Annotated in this window: 16 protein-coding genes; 1 reads left to right on the top strand and 15 read right to left on the bottom strand. The window is 44.5% G+C overall.

The genetic code is table 11. From position 1 onward, the window contains the following. Positions 1–53: 53 nt before the first annotated feature. The 8 genes from BMX69_RS10090 to BMX69_RS10125 all read right to left on the bottom strand — a co-directional run bounded on the left by BMX69_RS10090 (position 54) and on the right by BMX69_RS10125 (position 11,288). Entirely contained in the window at positions 54–1,121 is a 1,068-nt protein-coding gene (locus tag BMX69_RS10090) for an LCP family protein (protein WP_242941400.1), read from the bottom strand. Between the two features lie 32 nt (positions 1,122–1,153). Beyond that, the gene (locus BMX69_RS10095) at positions 1,154–1,807 is read right to left on the bottom strand and encodes an HAD family hydrolase (protein WP_054789944.1); all 654 of its coding nucleotides are present in this window, start codon (positions 1,805–1,807) and stop codon (positions 1,154–1,156) included. A 145-nt stretch (positions 1,808–1,952) separates the two neighbouring features. Beyond that, positions 1,953–3,872, bottom strand: coding sequence for a PTS fructose transporter subunit IIABC (locus BMX69_RS10100; RefSeq protein WP_100042273.1), 1,920 nt, complete (start codon positions 3,870–3,872; stop codon positions 1,953–1,955). Continuing rightward, positions 3,872–4,789, bottom strand: coding sequence for a 1-phosphofructokinase (gene pfkB / locus BMX69_RS10105; RefSeq protein WP_054789943.1), 918 nt, complete (start codon positions 4,787–4,789; stop codon positions 3,872–3,874). Before pfkB ends, BMX69_RS10100 begins: the two co-directional genes overlap by 1 nt. Before the next feature lie 326 nt (positions 4,790–5,115). Beyond that, positions 5,116–7,182, bottom strand: a complete 2,067-nt coding sequence (locus tag BMX69_RS10110) for a methyl-accepting chemotaxis protein (protein WP_054789942.1) — start codon at positions 7,180–7,182, stop codon at positions 5,116–5,118. Positions 7,183–7,482: 300 nt separating this feature from the next. Continuing rightward, positions 7,483–8,337 carry a MurR/RpiR family transcriptional regulator gene (locus tag BMX69_RS10115; RefSeq protein ID WP_025233613.1) on the bottom strand — a complete coding sequence of 285 codons (855 nt, stop codon included), beginning with the start codon at positions 8,335–8,337 and terminating at the stop codon, positions 7,483–7,485. 109 nt (positions 8,338–8,446) lie between these two features. Next, positions 8,447–9,991, bottom strand: coding sequence for a metallophosphoesterase (locus BMX69_RS10120; RefSeq protein ID WP_100042274.1), 1,545 nt, complete (start codon positions 9,989–9,991; stop codon positions 8,447–8,449). A 124-nt stretch (positions 9,992–10,115) separates the two neighbouring features. Then, positions 10,116–11,288, bottom strand: coding sequence for an SAM-dependent methyltransferase (locus BMX69_RS10125; RefSeq protein ID WP_100042275.1), 1,173 nt, complete (start codon positions 11,286–11,288; stop codon positions 10,116–10,118). A 174-nt stretch (positions 11,289–11,462) separates the two neighbouring features. On the opposite strand from BMX69_RS10125, the gene BMX69_RS10130 reads away from it, so the two are divergent. Next, positions 11,463–12,395 carry a DMT family transporter gene (locus tag BMX69_RS10130; protein WP_100042276.1) on the top strand — a complete coding sequence of 311 codons (933 nt, stop codon included), beginning with the start codon at positions 11,463–11,465 and terminating at the stop codon, positions 12,393–12,395. Here the strand turns inward: BMX69_RS10130 and BMX69_RS10135 are convergent. The 7 genes from BMX69_RS10135 to BMX69_RS10165 form a co-directional block, all read right to left on the bottom strand. Beyond that, positions 12,319–12,960, bottom strand: a complete 642-nt coding sequence (locus BMX69_RS10135; protein WP_100042277.1) for a 4'-phosphopantetheinyl transferase family protein — start codon at positions 12,958–12,960, stop codon at positions 12,319–12,321. The genes BMX69_RS10130 and BMX69_RS10135 overlap by 77 nt on opposite strands. Before the next feature lie 18 nt (positions 12,961–12,978). Further along, a complete protein-coding gene (locus BMX69_RS10140) occupies positions 12,979–13,635 on the bottom strand; it encodes an MBL fold metallo-hydrolase (RefSeq protein ID WP_242941401.1) in 657 nt (218 codons plus the stop codon). A gap of 361 nt (positions 13,636–13,996) precedes the next feature. Further along, positions 13,997–15,295: a phosphopyruvate hydratase gene (gene eno, locus BMX69_RS10145; RefSeq protein ID WP_054789939.1), complete on the bottom strand. Its 1,299-nt coding sequence runs from the start codon at positions 15,293–15,295 to the stop codon at positions 13,997–13,999. Between the two features lie 383 nt (positions 15,296–15,678). Next, the gene (locus BMX69_RS10150; protein ID WP_054789938.1) at positions 15,679–17,034 is read right to left on the bottom strand and encodes an NCS2 family permease; all 1,356 of its coding nucleotides are present in this window, start codon (positions 17,032–17,034) and stop codon (positions 15,679–15,681) included. A gap of 378 nt (positions 17,035–17,412) precedes the next feature. After that, positions 17,413–17,655: an RDAC family protein gene (locus BMX69_RS10155; protein WP_100042278.1), complete on the bottom strand. Its 243-nt coding sequence runs from the start codon at positions 17,653–17,655 to the stop codon at positions 17,413–17,415. 8 nt (positions 17,656–17,663) lie between these two features. Next, positions 17,664–18,755 carry a tryptophan--tRNA ligase gene (gene trpS / locus BMX69_RS10160; RefSeq protein WP_054789937.1) on the bottom strand — a complete coding sequence of 364 codons (1,092 nt, stop codon included), beginning with the start codon at positions 18,753–18,755 and terminating at the stop codon, positions 17,664–17,666. Positions 18,756–18,966: 211 nt separating this feature from the next. After that, complete coding sequence (locus BMX69_RS10165; RefSeq protein WP_100042279.1) at positions 18,967–21,405, bottom strand: homocysteine S-methyltransferase family protein; 2,439 nt, start codon at positions 21,403–21,405, stop codon at positions 18,967–18,969. Between the last annotated feature and the right edge of the window lie 12 nt (positions 21,406–21,417).

A 21,417-nucleotide genomic window follows, 5' to 3' on the forward strand; every position in this document is an offset into this window, starting at 1 on the left:
GTAAAAGGCATAAGAAGAAAAACTTCCCCCTGTCTCTACAGGCCAAACACCTATTATTTCTTATTTTTTATCCGGAGCTCGATCTGTCTGCTGATCTCTTTTACCGTCTCTGAGGGTTCATAGTTTTCTTCATCAAACAGGAACTGATGAAGCCTTTTTACGTTTGATTCCAAGGTCACCGGGACAACACAGTCTCTTTTACCGATCATGACATCCTTAAGCTTTGATGGAAATCCTTCCGTTTCAGTCAGGTGAAACCTTTTTATATTTTTCATCATAGGAAGCAGATCCTTCATTCCGACGCTGGTGGATATCTGGGGAAGCACGGCAGCAGCCACCTTGCTTAAGGTTGCGGCATCCGCTTCCCTGGCCTTTTTAAGCGCTAAGTCGACCACTTCTCTCTGACGTTCCGTCCGTTTAAAGTCCGTATCCATTTTTCTGAGCCTTGCATAGGCAACTGCCTGGACCCCGTCCAAATGGTTAGGGCCTTCCTCTTTTAAGTGATAGGAGCCTACGCCCGTTGATTCCACCGTTTCCGTAATAAAGCCGTTAATCACCCGGAATTCCTCATGACTGATATCCACATCGATCCCTCCCAGAAGATTGATGGCATCAGCAACGGCCTTCCAGCTAAATGACGCGTAATCGTCAATGGTCAGATCCAGATTATCCTTTAGGGCCTCTATGGCCTGTTTCGGTCCTCCTTTAAAATATGCCTCATTGATCTTATCATAGCGCTCCTTCTCGTCTATCCGTAAATAGGTGTCCCGGTAGATTGAAACAATGCGTATTTCTCCTGTTCCAAGATCTACATTAAGGATCATCTGCATATCCGACCGGGTCCCTTTATCCAGGGTCCCCTCCCTGGAATCCACGCCAAACACCGCTACCGTCCAGTAGCCCTCCATCTTTTCCTGGGTCTCAATGCTTATATTCGTATTTTGAAGCTGAGGCATCTGCAGCTTGGGAGCTTTGGGCATATGCATGATGTTCCAGGCATATCCAAGCATCGTCCCAATTAAGGCGGCCCAGACGGCCGCTATCATAATCAATCCCCATTTTAAGTGTTTCGTCATGGTTCCTCCCATATTGTCAAATAAAAAGAAGAGATACTCATTCATATCTCTCCTTAATTTCCCTTTATTTTGAAATTTTATTCAAAAACATACTTAATCTCATTGGGATGATTTATCATGTACCTGGGATGAAATGCTTCCAGCTCCGCCCGTTCACGAAAACCCCAGGTTACGGCTGCCGTGTCCATTCCAGCATTGATACCTGTCTTCATATCGGTATTGGTATCTCCAAAATAAAGACATTCCGATGGCTTTGCATGAAAATACTCTGCTGTCATGAAGGCTCCTGATGGATCAGGCTTGCATTTGACCCCATTGCCCTCTCCGGTAATTAAATCAAAAAATCCTTTGCCGTAAACGGCTTCCACGCATTCAACGGCCCGTTCATGACCTTTGTTGGTCAGAACCCCGATCTTAATTCCCTTATCCTTAAGAAATGTCAGAAACTCTGTCATCCCTTCGTATGCCTCCACCTTGTAAAGGCAGTTTTTCTCAAAGGTTTCCTCATAAAATGCAAGGGCTTCCTCATAATGGATCAGCTTATCATCTCCCGAATAAATAAGGGCCCGTTCCACCAGCTTTTTAAATCCATCCCCTACAAACTTCTTGGTGTGATCCACATCGATTGATCCATAGCCAAAATGCTCCATGGTCAGGCTTATACTGTAAGCAAGGGAATGAATGGTGTTGATAATGGTTCCGTCCAGATCAAATATACAGCATTGGTACATATTGTTCTCCTTCCTGTTCTCTTTTGGGCGATTCTATCCTGCTTCTCTAAATTATAGAACATAATCATCTAAAAATCCACCCCAACCATACCTGACCGGTAAGCATAAAGCGCCCCAGCCGTTATGCCGGGACGCTTTAAATAATTTACTCTGTTTCCAGATTCTTCTTTAATGCCGCCATTACGAGGCAGCCTGCAGCAGAACCAATGACAATGGCTAACAGGTATCCCAAGGGATTTCCAATGGTAGGAAGGACGAATATCCCGCCATGAGGTGCCCGAAGGGTACAGCCAAGAGCCATGGAAAGGCCGCCTGCTATTGCAGAACCGACGATACAGGAAGGAATCACACGGATGGGATCAGCAGCTGCAAAGGGGATGGCTCCCTCAGAAATAAAGGATAATCCCATAATATAGTTGACCACGCCGGACTGACGCTCTTTCTCCGTAAATTTCTTTTTAAAAAATGTGGTGCAGAGAGCAACGGCAATTGGCGGAACCATACCGCCAGCCATAACAGCTGCCATAATATCAAAATTGCCTTCCGCCAGCTGAGCCGTACCAAACACATAAGCAGCCTTATTCACAGGACCTCCCATATCTACGGACATCATGCCTCCCACGACAACTCCAAGGATGATCTTGCTGGTGCCGCCCATACCGTTTAACAGGCCTGTAAGTCCATCGTTAATAGCGCCTACAAAAGGATTGATAAAGGTCGTTACCACAGCTACAAGGAAAATACCGATTAAAGGATACAAAAGAACAGGTTTGATTCCTTCCAGGGACTTTGGAAGCTTGCCAAATACCTTTTTAAGCATGATTACAATGTAACCGCCGATAAACCCGGCTAACAAGGCTCCAAGGAAGCCTGAGTTTACACTTCCGCCAGCCGGGTTTGCAAACGTTGCACCCATTTTAGCAATAAGCCCGCCGACAAATCCCACTGCCAGACCGGGACGGTCTGCAATGCTCATGGCAATATATCCTGCCAGAACCGGAAGCATCATTCCAAAGGCCTGTTCCCCAATGGTTTTTAAATAAGCGGCCAGGGGAGTGTTCTTTCCAAAATTAGAAGGATCAATGGAATAATCATCAAACAGGAACGCCAGGGCGATCAAAATACCTCCGCCGATCACGAAAGGAAGCATATGGGAAACGCCGTTCATCAAATGTTTATAGATGGAGCGGCCGACATTCTCCTGGTCTCCGCTTTCTGATGAGGAAGCAGATCCGGAATGATGGTAAACAGGAGTTTCCGGGCTGACTGCCCGTTTGACCAGTTCTTCTCCCTTTTGGATTCCTTCTGTTACAGTGGCCACGACCACCCGCTTTCCGTCAAAGCGGGCCATATCAACCTTCTTATCCGCTGCTATGATGATTCCGTCTGCTGCGGCAATCTCCTCTTTTGTCAGAGCATTGCCTACTCCTTCTGCTCCGTTGGTCTCCGCCTTAAGGGGAATTCCAAGCTTCTTCCCCTGCTGCTCTAAGTTCTCTGCAGCCATAAAGGTATGGGCAATTCCAGTGGGACATGCAGTCACTGCCAAAACCTGATATCCCCTGGGAACCTTTGCCGCCGGTTCCGCTTTTACTTCCTTCTTCTGATACCGTTCTGACTCTTTATCGTCAATGAGCTGTAAAAATTCTTCCTTTGACCTGGCTTTTGTTAAATCACCCTTAAAATCCGGGTCCATAAGAAGAGTAGAAAGCCTGGACAACGCCTCCAGGTGAACATCCGCTTCTCCCTCAGGTGCCGCGATCATGAAAATCAAATGAGCAAGGGAACCGTCAAAAGCCTCATAATCCACACCTTCCGGCACTACGATCGCAGAAAGGCCCGGCTCCTTTACCGCTGCCACCTTTGCATGGGGAATGGCGATTCCGTCACCAACCGCCGTACTTCCAAGGGCCTCTCTTGCCAGAATGCCTTCCTTGTATCCAGCTTGATCCTTAAGCCTTCCGCCGGCTTCCATTAAGCCGACCAGCCTGTCGATGGCTTCTTCCTTGCTTGTAACCTTTACTCCCAGCTCAATGCTTTCCTTTTTTAACAATTCTGAAATTTTCATCAAAACCCCTCCTTTGATAATTCTTCATACAATCTCATAATATCTTCCCTGCCTGCAAGCCCCTCCGAAAAGGCACTGGCACTTCCCGCTGCGCTTCCCAGACGCAGGGCATGCTTAAAGCTGCCGTTTTCCAAGTAACCTGCAATAAATCCTGCCACCATGGAATCTCCTGCTCCCACGGAATTCTTCACCGTTCCTTTAGGCACTCCCATCCGGAATACTTCCTCTTCTTCCGTAATCAGGATCGCTCCGTCTCCTGCCATGGAAATCAGTACATTTCTGGCACCTTTTTCCTGAAGACGCTTTCCGTAATCAATGATCTCCTCCGGGCCATGTAAGGTTACGCCAAACATTTCTCCCAGCTCATGATTATTGGGCTTAATAAGGAACGGATGATAAGGAAGTACATTAATAAGCAAATCCTTTGTAGCATCCACCACGATACGGACTCCCCTTCCGTCTAAAGACTCCATGATCCGCTCATAGATGTCATCGTCAATGGATTTAGGAATGCTGCCAGATAAGACCAGCACATCCCCTGCTGTCAGACGGTCCAGCTTTTCAAAAAGCTGCTTTACGTCTTTTCCGGTGATCTCAGGGCCCATGCCATTGATTTCTGTTTCTTCCTGGGATCTAAGCTTCACATTGATCCTGGACAGCCCCTTTTCAACGCGGATAAAATCCGAATGAAATCCCAGCCCTTTCACTCCCCGTTCAATTTCATCTCCGGTAAACCCTGCCACAAAGCCCAGTGCGGTATTTCCATACCCCAAAGTCGATAAAACCGCAGATACATTGAGTCCTTTTCCCCCATAATAGATGCTTTCCTGCTTCGTTCTATTGACTGCTCCCAGTGCAAAGTGATCTACCCTTACGACATAATCCAATGCCGGATTAAATGTTACGGTGTAAATCATATGTCACCTCTCCTTTTATATATAAAATTTTATTTCTTCCCTCTTTTACAATATACTACGATTGATTTATTTCGTCAATATGTTTCTTCAAGAAATATTGTTTCTTGTGTTTTTTCAGGATCTTGCACAATTTTTCTATCATAATTGCAAGAAAAAAACCGTCCTTTTATATCAATTAACTTGTTAACATAACCGTAAGCCTATCTCATAATATCTGCAACTTCAGCTTTGTTTATTATAGAAATCGCTCTTAAATAAAGCTTTTGTAAAAAAACAGGTTTGCACAGCCATCCTGACCTTGTGCAAACCTGGAGTTTCATGTACTTTTATTTAATCCTAAATCTTGCAATCTGTTCTTTAAGCATCTGAGCCTGTGCCGATAATTCCTGACTGGTCGCTGCGCTTTCCTCAGCGATAGCCGCATTGTTCTGAACGACATTTGAAATCTGATCAATGCCTGCGGTAACTTCTTCTAAAGAGGAAGACTGCACTTTTGATTTCTCTGAAATTTCTGCAATATCTGAAATAATTTCTTTGGCGCCTGCTACAACCTTTCCAAGTGAAGTCGCTGTAATCTCAGCAAATCTACCACCTTCTTCTACGGAATGAAGGGAACTTTCAATTAATCCGGTCGTATTCTTAGCTGCCTCTGCACTCTTTGATGCAAGATTTCTTACTTCATCTGCAACAACTGCAAATCCTTTTCCTGCTTCTCCCGCTCTGGCCGCTTCAACAGCCGCATTAAGAGCCAATATATTGGTCTGGAATGCAATATCTTCTATCGTCTTTATAATAATTCCAATCTGGCTTGAAGTTACAGTGATATCATTCATGGCTTTTAAAAGTTCATTCATCTGTTTATTGCTTTTTTCCAGTTCTGCTCCTACAGTCTCAGCCTTTTCATTTGCATTATTCGCGTACATTGCGCTTTCCTTGACCTGATTGGTGATTTCCATGATTTTAGCGGAAAGCTCTTCTACCGAGCTAGCCTGTTCGATTGCCCCCTGACTCAATGACTGGGAGCTGTCAGAAAACTGTCCGGCACCGGATGCCACCTGTTCAGCAGCTGCCCTCATTTCGTGGAACGTACTATTTAGAGAATTTAATATACGGCTTAAATCAATCTTTATTTTATTAAAATCTCCCATAAAGTCCCTGTCAATTGAAACAACCAGATTGCCTGAAGCTACATGTTCAAGCACTTCCGAGATTTCATTGATATAGCCGCCCAATACTTCCGAAGTTTCCGTAAAAATCTTAGCCAGCAATCCTAATTCATCATTTTTATAAATCATGTCCCTATTGCTGTGGGAAAGATCACCGTTTCTCATCTTTTCTGCCAGATCCATGACGGAATCCACTGGAGCAAGACCTTTCTTAAGTGCCATAACACTGACTAATATCAGTACAATTAATCCAATCGTACCAATACCCGCTAGTGCGAAAGTCATATTTGTCACTGAGTTCATTGCCTCGCTTTCATTCACTACAAAAGCACTCGACCAGTTCACATCAGTCCCATCTACATGAAGTGCTTTATGAATAGCCAATGCAGGTTTTCCCTGGGAAAAAGAATTCTTAATTTTAACTGTTACCGAATTTCCGCCTGTTACTGCATTCCGAATCGCTTCATAATCTGAAACAGACTGCGGCACGCTGCCAACGATTCCTTTGTCTATTGTGTGTGCCAGGCAGGTTCCATTATTTGTGACTATATAGCTGTAGGAAGTTTTATATCCTCCGTCTGCGTAGTCCAGACCAGCAATACTGGACATATCGATGTCGCAATTAGCAACCCCTAAAAATTCACCGTTTTTATTTACAATAGGGCTGCTCAATGTAATCAGCCAGACCTTTTCACCGGTAGAAAGCTGGTACTCATACGGTTCTGTTACATGAACGGATAAGTTGTTCTTTGCAGGTAAATAGTAATCTTCATTTTCATATGTTCCAAAATCATTCAAAACATCAAGACCTATACCGGAGCCGTCACGGAATGCATAATAAGAAAGTCCGTTGGGTGTATTCGCCATATATTTGTTTGGTTCAAACGCATAATATGCTGAAAATATCTTGTTATTATTTAATACCCCCTGTAAAGAATCTTTCAGCATTTTGTCTGCTTCCGCCATGTTAAGCGCCTGATATCTCTGCACCTCTAAGGATAACGCCTGGGAAAATACAAGCATACTGTCTAAATACGACTGCACTTCTTTTGCATTTTCATCTGCAATATAGTTCAGCTCCTTCTCCGTCATTCTGGTTACGGTAGTACCTGCTAACAAACTTAAACTGGAGCACATTGCTACAATGACAATTAAGATTATTATAGCCATTGTAATCGGAATCTTTACTGAAAGTCTGTTTTTCCATAGTAATTTTCCTTCGTTCATCTTAACATCTCCTTTAAATTTTTTTCTCAGGTAATTGTAAAATCTTCTGCATATATTCTCTCTTTATCCCTTCCTTTTCCAGCTTCTTGTGTATTATATCGACATAAATGAGTATATTTATAAGATTTTCAGTTTCATCTTTTCTTGAAATATAAAATCCTATTTATAATTTTAAGGGGATTTGGGAAAAAACTGCATAGAAAAAGGCCCGGAAGGGCCAGCGAAAGAATGTGTATGCATGTGGTAGGTAAGACGGGTCTTTCCTTAAAATAAACCGCCGGTTTTACCGGCGGAACTGATTTACTTCTTGTCATCGGAAATCGCGATCTCATGACGCCTGATGCGGTCATGGGAATCCTTTTTGCTGACAGACAAAAACAGATACAATATTTCAATCACTGTCGTAGCCGACACTCTGGAAAAACAGAATTCTCCCAGAAGAAGCTTTTCTCTGGTGGCAGTCGTAATATGGTAATCACAGGCACGTCCAAGAGGAGATGACGAATTATTCGTAATGGCAATGGTTGGCGTATGGTTTTCTTTTGCAACTGCCACCAGAGTCATTAACCGCTTGGAAAAGCCGGAATTGGATATGATGATGATCGCATCCTCTTCCTTAAGATTGCAGGTATAAGCCATCTGTGTCTCCCAGATGGTACCGGATACGGTCGGAATCCCCAGTTGATTGAATTTAAAAGAGCCATCCAGAGCGACCGGTATGGTATTTCCCACAGCAACCAGCTGCACGGTTCTGGCATGTTCAATCACAGACAAAATCCGGTCTAACTCTTCCGGATCCATCATGGATATGGTCTGGGTCAGTTCCGCTACCTTATTGGCCAATATATTCTGAAGGGACTGAGCAATGCTGTCCCGGCTGATGTCATTGGAGACTTCAATGGAATTGCCTCTTTCCTCTGCCACCTCTTTTGCCAGATTGATCTTTAAGTGATGAAAACCGTTAAATCCGCACCTTCTGCAGAATCTGGATACAGTGGCATCGCTTGTTCCGCTTGCCAGAGCCAGTTCCGCTACTGTCATATCGATTATTTCACTTTTATGTGCCAGAATATAATCCGCAATCTTTTTTTCCGCTTCAAAAAACGAATCATAGGATGAGCAGAGAACACCGGATACGCTAATATTTTCCTGCATAGACAATCCACCTCAAACTTTGTGCAATATTTTGTGTAATATTATTTCATAATTATATCACGATATGAAATTAATTGTAAAGAGGCGTCCCCTGCTTTTCCCTTCTGTTTCACTCCTTTTTCTGAAGATCATACTCCCAGGTATTGTGATCGTTACCTGTATCCTTAAGAATCATGCCGATTTCAGCAAACATCCTGCTGTCAGGCAGATTCCTCTGCCATAGACGGAAGGCTTCCTCTGACCGTATCTCCTTTGCATTAACAGGAGTCCCTTCACAGTAGGCTTTATTAATATCCCCATATAATCCTGCCATCTTTTCCACCTGCTCCTCCGGCAGGTTTTTGATTTTGCCGGAAACCTGGCTGCTGATCACATCTATAAGAAATTTCATGCCGTATTCCTTAAACATTAGAAGGTTTTCATCAGAAACTCCCGCACTTTTTGCCCAGCGTTCCACATCCGTTTCCCTGGTAGTATAAACCAGTCTTCCATCCTCCGTCCATTTAAGAATGCCGTATCTGCAGGGAGAGATAGCGAAGGAGTCCGCCACCACCTCACTGATGTGGTATGCATCTTCCCGCTCTCCCGGTTCCGGCTTATGCTTCTTTGTCCTCTGCAAATGCAGATGACCGCTTATGTAAACAGGAACCCGGTAAGATTCCAAAAGCTCTATCACATTCTGACTGTTTTCCAGGGTGCAGTCGTTTGGATAGAGAATGCTTTCCTTTAACAGGTTATGATGAGCAACCGGTATCACGGTTACCCCCAGATCCTTTGCCTCTTCCAGCTGTTCATTCATCCACTTAAGGGTTTCTTCTTTGATTCTTCCCCCTACTTTATTAAGGGGTTCATACTGGGCGGAGTCAAGCATTAAAAGCCAGTTTTTTTCATCCAGCTCATAAACATAGCTTAAGGAATCCTCATCCCGGCTCCTTGCCTGGTCATATCCAAAACGGCGGTAAATGTTATAAAAGCCTTCTGGATCCACGATATCCGCCACCTCCTTCTCTTTGCCGAAATAGGAGGCTGAAAAATAATTGTTGATATCATGGTTTCCAGGTATGACAAGCACCTTTACACCCTTTTCTTCCAGTATCTCAAGTTTCTGAGCCAATGCCTCATGCCCTGCCTTTTCCCCATTAAGAGTAAGATCTCCGCTCAGAATCACGGCAGATGGCTTAAGTTCCTCCATTTCAGCCGTAAATGCGTCCATGAGCTGAGGAATATAATGGACCAGCTTTCCATCGTCACCTTTTTCCATCTCTTCAAAGGCTTCCCCATAATCTGTCAGATCCGGAGAATAATAATGGACATCAGAGGCGACCACGATCACAGGAGGTTTATATTCCTCCGGCTCTTCCTCTTCTTCTATCACAGGCGGCTTAGCCGGCTGCTTTTTCCTGATCTCTTTCCTGGTTTCCTGCTTCCCCGTTTCACCATTTATCTCTGGATCAGGGTTTATAAGATCATTTATTTCTGTACTTTCCTCCTGGCCTGATTTATCTGAGCTTTCCTCATAAGGACTTCCGGTCGTTTCCTTCCTGTCACGGTCGGAGGTATCCAGGTGATCCACAACCATGACAATGCCAAAACAAAGGAGAATCATGATTGTATAAATCAGGACCAGGAGCCAGTTCTTTTTTCTTTTGTTCATGCGGTTATACAAAGATCCCTTTCCACTTCCTGTCAATTTTATCCTATGGAATCATAACATGCTTTCACAAATACGGCAACTATTTCTCCTCAGTAAACGACAGGACAGGCACGGTTTTTCTTAGCTATTCATACCACCTTGTCATAGGCAGGTGATTGTTTATCCCTTTGGATACAAGAATCTGGTGGAGATCGATGACCCCATTGTTAAACGTGGCGGCACAGGAGCTTAAATATAGGTCCCACATTCTGGCAAACTCTGTGCCCATTTTCTCCTCGATTTCCGGACGGTGGTCATTAAAATTCTGTCCCCATAAAAGCAATGTCTTACAATAATGACGGCGAAGACTTTCCACGTCCAGGGTGTAAAACCGGTGTTCGCTTAGAATATTGATCATTTCCCGGAGACTTGGTATGGTGCCTCCCGGGAAAATATATTTTTTCATCCACGGATCACCGGGATATTCCTTCAGAGCGCTGATGTAGTGAAGAAGAAGCAATCCGCCGGGATTTAACACCGACTCCGCATTTTTTACAAACAGCTCGTAATTATCCCTTCCCACGTGTTCCAGCATGCCAACGCTGACGACCCGGTCAAAGGTTCTGCCCCAGCTTTTTAAATCCCGGTAATCCATTAATTCCACAGACACCCTGCCCGTTAAGCCTTCCTCTTCGATCCGTTCTTCAAATTTCTTTTTCTGCTCTTTGCTTAAGGTGATCCCAACTCCCTGCACCCCGTATTCCTTGGCCGCCTTAATCAGTAAAAATCCCCAGCCGCAGCCGATATCCAAAAGAGTCATATCCTTTTTTAAGTACAGCTTCTTTAATATCCTCTCCACCTTATTGCACTGGGCATCGTGCAAGGTATCATTTTCCGTCTTAAAATATCCACAGGAATAGCTTAAGGAATCATCAAGCCAAAGGCGGTAGAAATCATTGCCGATATCATAATGGGAAGTGACCTCCTTCTCCTGATTTTTTTTGGACTGGGATGAAAAAATCAGCTTTCTAAGCTTTCCCTGATCCATTGAAAATTTCCCCATCTGGCCAAGGAAATGATTCAAAGCGTGATACAGATCCCCTTCCACATCCAGGGTTCCTTTCATATAGGCTTCTCCAAGTGCCAGCGAAGTGCTGGTCAGCAAATCCTTGCCCTCAATATCCTCTTTTAAGTTCACAATAAACGCCGGATTCCCTTCCCCGATATGATAGGTCTCTCCGCGGAGCTTTACATCAAAAGGGTGCTCGTCAAATCTCTGAAGAAAGGAAATTAAAAAGTTGTCTGTCATGGTTTTCATGGCTTTTCCTCCAATCTGCTCTTTATTCCTACTGAGATTTTTGCCCGATTTTTGTGATTTCATAAGCTTTGTTTTCAGCAAAGTTCCATTTTTTCAATATCAGAGGCATTCTGCAAGACATTTTTAATGATCTGTGTTAAAATCTAATAAAATTACTTACAGGAGAAGACAATTATGAATAAGCAGAACAATTTATACGGACATCTGGCCGCCGGATTCTCCATATTCGTATGGGGAACCACTTTTATCTCAACCAAAGTTCTTCTTGAGGCTTTTACTCCTCTTGAAATTTTGTTTTTCCGCTTTCTCATCGGCTATGTTGCCTTATGGCTGGCTTGTCCCCGCCTTTTGCGGACAAAAAGCAAAAAACAGGAATTTCTTTTCGCAGCCGCCGGAATATGCGGCGTTACTTTATATTTTCTTATGGAAAATTTTGCGCTTACCATAACCCTTGCCGCCAACGTCAGCGTAATCATTGCCGTAGCCCCATTTTTTACAGCCCTGTTTGACTGGCTGTTCTTAAAAGGGGAAAAACCCGGTCCCCGGTTCCTGGCCGGATTTTTAATTGCTATCATTGGAATCAGCCTGATCAGCTTTCAGAAGTCAGCCGGCATGAAGATAAACCCCAAGGGAGATTTTCTTGCACTTGCTGCCGCTGTTACCTGGGCCGCATATTCCGTAATTACAAAAAAAATAGGAGAATACGGCCATGGGACCGTTGAAACAACAAGGCGTATTTTCTTCTACGGCCTTCTGTTCATGGTTCCTGCACTGGCAATTCTCCCTTTCCGTCTGGGCTTTTACCGCCTTGCTGACACAAAGAATTTATTAAATATTCTGTTTCTGGGCCTGGGCGCTTCCGCCCTATGCTTTGCCACCTGGAATTTTGCCGTAAAGGAACTGGGCTCTGTAAAGACCAGCGTCTACATCTATGCAGTCCCGGTAATCACCGTGATCTCATCCATGCTTCTGCTTGACGAACGCATCAGTTTCCAGTCTGCCTGCGGAATCGTGATGACCCTGGCCGGCCTTATGGTTTCTGAAAGCAAGGCCCGGTCAAAAGGCTTTCAGCTCCGGCAGAAAAAACAAGGTTCTGCCCAAAATTAATTTCCTCATCACCCAGAGTGCATATGGAAAGTACATAGCCCCCCTTCAGCATGGTCTGATGGAAGGATGCTCCTGGGACAGAGCATGCAAAAGAAGCCTCCTCCTTCCATTCAAAAGAAATGGAAGTCAGGGGGACGGTAATACCTAGGCCTGCCGCTTTTAAGCAGCTTTCCTTTAATGTCCATATGCGAAAGAAATACTGGGAACGCTCTGACTCCGGTATTTCCTCCATACGGTGTCTTTCGGCATCAGAAAAAACCTTTTTAAGGATATTTTGCCGGAAGGGCCGTATCCTCTCCACATCGATCCCCACCTGCCTGTCTCCAATTGCGCAGGCTACCAGGCCATCTGTGTGGCTGATGTTATAATGGATGTGAGGAAAGTCCTTTAAATATGGTTTGCCATGCTCTTCTTTTAAAATGACCGGCTGGTCATTTAATTCAAAGTCCATTCCATATAACTCCTTAAGTCCCATTCGAAGAAGCTCTTTTCCAAGCCCGTGTTCCTGCTCCCTCTTTTCCTTACTCTGGGTTACTTCATACGTTTCCAGATAAATCCGTACCATACCGTCTTAAACCTTTGTCTAAATCCCTGTCCTGTTCCACGCCCGGTTTTCCACCGGACTTCCATGACCGAAATATACCTTTCTTGCGCCAAGAGCGCTAATCTTATCCGCGCTTTTTAACATCTCCGCCCTGTTCCAATACACCAGGGACAACCCGGGATAAAACATATTCATCAGCGCATCACCTACTATGACAGCCTTTTCATCAAGATCAATTCCTATGGACCCTCTGGTATGCCCCGGCAGCCCCATGATCCTGGCATTGATTCCATAATCCTTCAGCCAGTCACCTTCACCGATAAAGATTTCCGGGATAAACTCTGGTATCCGGTCCGTTTCAAAACTTTTCGCTGTAACCTCCGCAACCGCCATTCCTAACATTCCCTGAAAACGGAGAGGTTCCGTAAAATTGTCCTTTATAAGGCTTAAATCTTCTTTATGAAGGGCCACCGGTACTCCCAGTTCCTTTCTAAGATAGGCTGTATTCTGCACATGGTCCGCATGACCATGGGTGAGCACAATCAGTTCCACCTTCGTTTTCCGGCACTGGGCCAGTACTTTTTCTTCAAATCCGTTCCTTCCGGTATCTACAAGAACGGCTCTTCCATGTTCCTCAATCAGATAGGTGTTCACACTTCCGCATCTGATCCGTTTTACTTCTGCCAACTTTTTCATCTCACTTTCAAATACATTATTTCTCTGCCGGAAAATGCCCTTGGCACCATTACGCTATTGTTCATTGTATTGAAAGAAAGCCTTGTATATTCCCGATTTTTCCTCTATCTTTTTCTGTAAATACAATCAATTACTCCGTTTACCGTCTTCGCGGATCGCACCTTTTTTCCCGTTTTTTCAAACAGGCATTAGCTTCTTATGGCTTATAGCATATCATCCTTTGTCCCTTTCATCAATTCCTTTTCCAATCCGGAACAAAGAGTCTGCGAAACAAAATACCAAGCTTAAGTTTCGCTGCTTCAGAAGTAAAAAAGGCCCGGCAGGTCTAAAATGCCAGACCTGCCGGGCCTTTCTCCATTCCTTATGACCGCCGGATATGGAATGCATCCATTCCCGGATAAACCGCACTTTCTCCCAGCTCTTCTTCGATCCGAAGCAGCTGGTTATATTTTGCCACACGTTCGCTTCTGCTTGGTGCTCCCGTCTTGATCTGACACGTATTAAGAGCAACCGCCAGATCTGCAATGGTGGTATCTTCCGTTTCACCGGAACGGTGGGAAGCAATGGCCGTGTAACCTGCACTGTGAGCCATCTTAATCGCTTCAAGAGTTTCCGAAACGGAACCGATCTGGTTCAGCTTAATCAGAATGGAATTGCCGCATCCGTTTAAGATTCCTCTCTTTAAACGCTCTGTATTCGTTACAAACAGGTCGTCACCAACCAGCTGGATCTTGCTGCCCAATTCTTTCGTAAGCAATTCCCAGCCTTCCCAGTCTTCTTCATCAAGAGCATCCTCAATGGAATAAATAGGATATTTTTCACACAGCCTTTTCCAGTGCTCGATGAGTTCTGCAGAGGTAAAATGCTTGCCGCACTTAGGAAGGATATACTCGCCCTTCTTTGCACCCTTCCATTCACTGGAAGCCGCGTCCATAGCCAGAACAAAATCACGCCCTGGTTCATATCCTGCTTTTCTGATGGCCTCAAGAATCAATTCAATGGCAGCCTCGTCACTATCCACATCCGGAGCAAAACCGCCTTCATCTCCTACTGCGGTAGCCAGGCCCTTTGCCTTTAATATGGACGCCAGGCAATGGAATACTTCTGTACACCACCGGAGACCTTCTTTAAAACTGGAGGCTCCTGCCGGCATGATCATAAATTCCTGTACATCTACGGTATTGGCAGCATGAGCTCCACCGTTTAAAATATTCATCATAGGAACCGGGAGACGATTGCCGGTTATTCCGCCTAAGAAACGGTAAAGGGGAATTCCCATGCTCATAGCCGCCGCCCTGGCACAGGCGATGGATACTGCCAATATGGCATTGGCTCCCAGTCTGGACTTATCCTGTGTCCCATCTGCGGTAATCATAGCCTGGTCAATGGCGTAAATGTCGGAAGCATCCATTCCAGTGATCGCGTAATGGATCACTGTGTTAATATTATGAACCGCATTTAAGACACCTTTTCCGCCATAACGGGCCTTGTCCCCATCCCGAAGCTCCAGAGCCTCAAACTCACCGGTAGAAGCACCGCTTGGCGCCGCTCCTCTGGCCATAGTCCCATCTGCAAGATGTACCTCAGCCTCTACGGTAGGATTTCCTCTGGAATCAATTATTTCTCTTCCTATTACTTTTTCAATCTCCAGATAATTCATGGTTTATCTCCTTTTCTTTTATATGGTTTCCACTATGGAAAGGATCCCTTACGGGAATTCTTTTTAAGTTACCTTATCATCTTTCATCATCATATTGGTAACACTTCTGATGCCGTTCTCTAAGCTGCTGACTTAATCAAAATTTTGATCCGCCTTGGCAGCCATACTCCATTAATATGGCTTATTTCCATTATTATTATGAGTTAGTTTGTCCTAATTCATAGAATCATCATATCACATTTTACCAGTAATTTCAACACTGACATTGATAATTATTACTGATTTTTCCTTTAATGAGAAAAAAGCTTCTGCCCCTGCGTGATACAGGGACAAAAGCTTGTAATTTCTGCAGGATCCACCAATGAATATTCTAAAACCTGAACTTACAGAAAAGCCTGTAATGCAAAGTTTACAATAAACAGAATGGTTGCTATTATAATAATAGGATTTAACTCATTTGCTTTCTTTTTACAGATCTTTACGATGCAGTAGAAAATAAATGCTGTTGCAATTCCATAGGAAATGCTGTAGCAAAGTGCCATAAACACGCCAGCAAAGAAGGCAGGAACTGATTCTTCTAACTGACTCCAGTCAATCTCCTTAAACGAAGAAATCATCATACAGCCAACAATAACAAGAGCCGGAGCCGTTGCTACAGATGGAATTGCGCTGATAAAGGAGGCTAAGAATGCACTTACGGCAAAACAAACAGCTACAACTACGGAAGTAAGCCCGGTACGTCCGCCAGCTCCGATACCTGCTGCACTTTCCACATAAGTGGTTGTGTTTGAGGTACCAAAAATGGCTCCAATGGAAGTCGCTGTTGCATCTGCAAATAACGCTTTATCCATCTTGGAAGAGAACCCTTTGCCCGACTCTAAGGAAGCTTCATCTTCCGCACTAAAGATTCCGCTTCTGCGGCCTGTTCCAATAAAAGTTCCGATGGTATCAAAGGTATCGGATAAGCTGAATGAGAAAATAGTTATTAATACCAGAGGAAGCTTAGCCGCATCACTAAATAAGGCGGGAAGTCCTTCTGCCGTAAAAATTACTCCGAACGTCGTTGGAAGCACTGATAAAGCTTCTGAAAAGTTCACGGTATCTCCTGTCTTTGTAATGCCTAACGGAATACCGATCAAAGTTGTTAAAATAATACCGATTAATATACCGCCTTTTACATCCATAACGGTTAATATAACAATTAATACAAGACCAATCATAAATAAAATAAGAGCTTTTGTTGAAATCACTGACATTGCAGGAACGCCTGCTGCAAAATTGATGGCACCTGCATTCAGAAGACCTATGTATGCAATAAAGATACCAATGCCTCCGCCGATGGCATTCTGCAGACTTACTGGAATGGCTTTGATGATATACTTACGTATCCTGGTTACTGTGATGAAAATGTTAAGGAGTCCGCAGACGAAAACCATTGATAAAGCCTGCTGCCATGTAAATTTCAGTCCAAAGCAAACAGTGTAAACAAAAAAAGCATTCAAACCCATACCTGGTGCCTGAGCATAGGGTACATTGGCTACAAGCCCCATAACTAAAGTCCCTATAATCGCAGAAATAATGGTTGCTAAAAATACTGCTCCCCATTCCATTCCTGCCTGGCTTAAAGTATTCGGGTTCACGATAATTATGTACGCCATGGCAAAAAATGTGGTAATTCCAGCAATAATCTCAGTAGTAACATTCGTTCCATTTTCCTTGAGTTTAAAAAACTGCTCCATGGTAAAACTCCTTTTCATTTTATTTTGAGAGATTCTCGTTTTTAAGTTACCATTTTATTATAACTGTTTTTTCTCAATTCTTCAAGAAAATTTAATAAAATTTTAATCTTTTATTTATTATTAATTTTAATTTGATTTATTAGTTAGATTAATATTTGGAAAGCAAGTAATTAATACTGCTTATTTAACATGGACTGTTAACGCGTGTATTTACAGTTTGGCTGTTGTTCAGGGGGGAACCTGAGAATATGAGGGGAAAGGTACGTGTTACTATGTGGAAAGCTCAACGTTTAGATTTGGTTTTTGGTATAGAAAAAAGCCGGGGAGGTACAAAGAATAAGCTTCTATTGTACCTTCCCGGCTTTCCTGTCTCAGATATCACAACAGCCAGAAGTCTGTTTTATCTTCTCCGTATTCCAGCTTATAACGTAGTCTGCCAAAAAACTCCTCCAGAGCTTCATAAAGCTCCTCCCATTGTACGCTGCTGGGTGTTTCCTGGAATGGCTCGATCCAGCAGGATTGCTTCCCGCAGGCGTCCCTTAAATGGATCTTGAATTCCAAACCTTTGTTTTTAATATATTCATTGCATTGTAAGATCTCGGTGATGGAAACAATCTTCATATACGCCTCTATTCCTGGCCCTTATACTTCCTTGCCTGCTCCTCAATGTACTCCAGATCATCAAAATAATTGATCTTCATGGCATCTTTCACACCCTTTAAGGTCCTGGCTGCCATTGCCTCAGCTTTGTCACTTCCCTCTTTTAATATCTGGTATACGTAAGGGATGTTTGCCTCGTATTCTTTTCTTCTTCTGCGGATAGGCTCTAACTCTGCCTGAAGGATGCTGTTTAAGAACCGCTTCACCTTCACATCGCCTAAGCCTCCCCGTTTATAGTGGTCTTTAAGCTCGTCAAGATTCTTATAATCCGGCAGATATTTTTCAAAATCTTCATCTTTGCAGAATGCATCAAGGTAGGTGAATACCGTATTTCCTTCCACTTCTCCCGGGTCGGAAACCTGGATGTGATTCGGGTCTGTATACATGCTCATGACCTTTTTCTTTACTTCTTCTTCCGGATCAGATAAATAGATGCAGTTTCCAAGGGACTTGCTCATCTTGGCTTTTCCGTCGGTTCCAGGAAGACGTAAACAGGCTTTATTATTCGGAAGCAGGATCTCCGGCTCCACTAGGGCATCGCCGTAGACGGAATTGAACTTCCGTACAATTTCCCTGGTCTGCTCGATCATGGGCTCCTGATCCTCTCCAACGGGCACTGTGGTAGCCTGGAACGCTGTAATGTCAGCTGCCTGGCTGATCGGATAGGTGAAGAAGCCTACTGGGATGCTGGTTTCAAAGTTTCTCATGGCGATCTCGGATTTTACCGTAGGATTCCGCTGCAGCCTGGATACGGTTACCAGGTTCATATAGTAAAAGGACAGTTCCGTAAGCTCCGGGATCTGGGACTGGATGAAAAGGGTGCATTTCTTCGGGTCCAGACCGCAGGAAAGGTAATCCAGCGCAACCTCTATGATATTTTGACGAACTTTTTCCGGATTATCGGCATTGTCCGTAAGTGCCTGTGCATCCGCTATCATGATAAAAATCTCGTCAAATTCACCGGAATTCTGCAGCTCCACCCTGCGCTTTAATGAACCAACGTAGTGGCCGATATGGAGCTTACCGGTGGGCCGGTCCCCTGTTAAAATAATCTTTCCCATTTTTACCTCCAGATATTTTGTATCGTAAATCTGTAGTGCAGGGATCGAATCCTCCGGATTCGATCCCTCACGGGCATTCACCCTATGAAACAAGCCATAAAAAGATTTTCTTATGTGCGAGCACAACGAAAATCTTTTCATGCCCTGTTTCGCACTACTCATTGCTTTCGTGGATATTATACCATTCATTCGATATTTGTCAATCGTCGTCTTATTTTACCTGAAATAGTCCTTCCGCATAATTCACAGAAGCCATGGCATCCCTGCAGTACTGATCCGCACCAATGGTTTTTGCATATCCTTCCGTAAGAACCGCACCTCCTACCATTACTTTTGTGGAAGGAGCGGTTTCCCTAAGCTGTCTGATGGTCTCTTCCATGCTGGGGACGGTGGTGGTCATGAGGGCGCTTAAGCCTACCAGCTTTACTTCATCCTTTACTGCAGTTTCCACGATTTTTTCCGGAGGAACGTCTTTTCCCAGATCAATAACGTCATAGCCGTAGTTTTCCAGGAGGACCTTAACAATATTCTTTCCGATATCGTGAATATCTCCCTTGACCGTAGCCAGGATGATCCTTCCTTTTTTCTCCTGTGCCACGCCGCCTTCCGCCATCTTCTCTTTTATGACTTCAAAGGCGGCCTTGGCCGCTTCTGCACTCATCAGAAGCTGCGGAAGGAATACGGTTCCGTTTTCAAAGCCCTTTCCCACCCGGTCAAGTGCCGGAATCATCTCCCCATTTATAATGGTTAAAGGCTCCTGCTCTCTTAAAAGCTCTGTTACTGCTGCATATGCACGGTCTTTAAGGCCTTTTGCAATGCTTTCTGGCAGGGACATCTCCCCTCCGGAAACGCCTCCTGACAGAGAAGAGGTCCCCTGCCTCACGGTCTCACCCAGAGTAGCTACCTGGCCGCTGTAAACCGCGATGTAGCCGCTGCACTGAGGATCCATATCCGCAAGAGTCAGAAAGCTGTAATAGGAACGCATCATGGCTTCTGAATTGGGGTTTATGATGGCCGCGCTTAGGCCGTTTTGAAGGGCCATTGTGAAAAAGGCGGCATTGATGATTTCTCTCTGCGGGAGGCCGAAGGAAATGTTGGAAACGCCAAGTATGGTCCTGCCTCCCAGCTCATCTCTGACCCGTCTTAAAGTTTCAAGGGTCGTCAGTGCTCCCCGGCTGTCAGAGCTTACGGTCATGCAGAGGGCATCTATTATAATGTCTTTCTTATCAATTCCATATTCTGCGGCCTTATTGTAGATTTTCTTTGCAACAGCGATCCTGCCTTCTGCTGTTTCAGGAATGCCGTCTTCATCAAGGGCAAGAGCGACCACAACGCCTCCATATTGTTTTACCAGAGGAAAAATAGCCTCCATCACTTCTTTTTTCCCATTTACGGAATTAATAAGAGGCTTTCCATTATAAACCCTCATTGCCCGTTCCATTGCCTCTATATTGGAGGTATCGATCTGAAGAGGCAGGTCGATGATGCTCTGAAGCTCCCCTATCACTTCCACCATCATGGAAGGCTCATCAATTTCAGGAAGTCCCACATTCACATCCAGGACATGTGCTCCATTGTCCTGCTGAGCCACTCCCTCACGGAGAATATATTCCAGGTTATGATCCCGAAGGGCCTGCTTGAATTTGGATTTTCCCGTTGGATTGATCCTCTCTCCGATGATGATCGGTTCCCTGTCAATCACAACCGCCTGTGCATAGGAAGAGATCACGGTACGGTTTTTCTTATCCGGCAGTCTCACAGGAAGATCTTTGCAGAGAGCCACTGTTTTCTCAATATGTTCTGGCGTGGTTCCGCAGCAGCCGCCGATCACACAGGCTCCTTCCTCTGCAATTTCCTTCATAGCAGCCGCAAACTCAGCCGCATCGATATCATATACCGTTTTTCCTCCTTCGCTTCTTGGAAGTCCTGCATTGGGATTGACGATGACCGGTATGGAAACCACCTTCATGATATCCCTTAAAATGCCCTTCATCTGTATCGGACCCAGGCCGCAGTTGATTCCCAGGGCATCAACTCCCAGACCTTCTAAAAGGGCAACGGTAGATTCAACATTACCTCCGGTTAAAAGCTTTCCTTTATCATCAAAAATCGTGGTCACGAATACGGGAAGACTGCAGTTTTCCTTTGCAGCCAGTACAGCCGCCTTGGCCTCATAGCTGTCGCTCATGGTCTCAATGAGCACCAGGTCCGCTCCCTCCCGCTCTCCGATTTTAACTACCTGGGAAAACATTTTGTAAGCTTCCTCAAAGGCCAGATCTCCTAAAGGCTTTAAAAGCTTTCCTGTAGGGCCTAAATCAAGGGCAATATACCCCTTTTCCTTTCCGGCCGGATAAGAAGCTGTCTCCACCGCATTCTTTGCATTTTTTAAGGCTGCAGTCACTACCTCTTCCAGATCGAATTCCGCACCTTTATAAAATTTCAATCCATTGGCTCCAAAGGTATTTGTTTTTATGATGTCTGCACCTGCTTCCAGATAATCACGGTGAAGCTTTGTAATGATATCCGGATGCTTTACATTCCATGTTTCCGGCAGTTCTCCCGGTTCCAGGCCGTTTGCCTGCAAAAGGCTTCCCGTTCCGCCGTCAAAAAATACAATCCTCTTCTTTATCTCTTCTAAAATCGCTGCCATACATTCCCTCCA

Source organism: Lacrimispora sphenoides JCM 1415 (genome assembly GCF_900105615.1).
Classification (GTDB): domain Bacteria; phylum Bacillota; class Clostridia; order Lachnospirales; family Lachnospiraceae; genus Lacrimispora; species Lacrimispora sphenoides.

Bases quoted from the DNA above. Each gene is read 5' to 3' on its own strand.
- BMX69_RS10120 (WP_100042274.1), bottom strand. From the start codon at position 9,991: ATGAACAAAAGAAAAAAGAACTGGCTCCTGGTCCTGATTTATACAATC.
- BMX69_RS10090 (WP_242941400.1), bottom strand. From the start codon at position 1,121: ATGAATGAGTATCTCTTCTTTTTATTTGACAATATGGGAGGAACCATG.
- BMX69_RS10150 (WP_054789938.1), bottom strand. From the start codon at position 17,034: ATGGAGCAGTTTTTTAAACTCAAGGAAAATGGAACGAATGTTACTACT.
- trpS (WP_054789937.1), bottom strand. From the start codon at position 18,755: ATGGGAAAGATTATTTTAACAGGGGACCGGCCCACCGGTAAGCTCCAT.
- BMX69_RS10130 (WP_100042276.1), top strand. From the start codon at position 11,463: ATGAATAAGCAGAACAATTTATACGGACATCTGGCCGCCGGATTCTCC.
- BMX69_RS10125 (WP_100042275.1), bottom strand. From the start codon at position 11,288: ATGAAAACCATGACAGACAACTTTTTAATTTCCTTTCTTCAGAGATTT.
- BMX69_RS10110 (WP_054789942.1), bottom strand. From the start codon at position 7,182: ATGAACGAAGGAAAATTACTATGGAAAAACAGACTTTCAGTAAAGATT.
- pfkB (WP_054789943.1), bottom strand. From the start codon at position 4,789: ATGATTTACACCGTAACATTTAATCCGGCATTGGATTATGTCGTAAGG.
- BMX69_RS10135 (WP_100042277.1), bottom strand. From the start codon at position 12,960: ATGGTACGGATTTATCTGGAAACGTATGAAGTAACCCAGAGTAAGGAA.
- BMX69_RS10140 (WP_242941401.1), bottom strand. From the start codon at position 13,635: ATGAAAAAGTTGGCAGAAGTAAAACGGATCAGATGCGGAAGTGTGAAC.
- BMX69_RS10115 (WP_025233613.1), bottom strand. From the start codon at position 8,337: ATGCAGGAAAATATTAGCGTATCCGGTGTTCTCTGCTCATCCTATGAT.
- BMX69_RS10155 (WP_100042278.1), bottom strand. From the start codon at position 17,655: ATGAAGATTGTTTCCATCACCGAGATCTTACAATGCAATGAATATATT.
- eno (WP_054789939.1), bottom strand. From the start codon at position 15,295: ATGAATTATCTGGAGATTGAAAAAGTAATAGGAAGAGAAATAATTGAT.
- BMX69_RS10100 (WP_100042273.1), bottom strand. From the start codon at position 3,872: ATGAAAATTTCAGAATTGTTAAAAAAGGAAAGCATTGAGCTGGGAGTA.
- BMX69_RS10095 (WP_054789944.1), bottom strand. From the start codon at position 1,807: ATGTACCAATGCTGTATATTTGATCTGGACGGAACCATTATCAACACC.
- BMX69_RS10165 (WP_100042279.1), bottom strand. From the start codon at position 21,405: ATGGCAGCGATTTTAGAAGAGATAAAGAAGAGGATTGTATTTTTTGAC.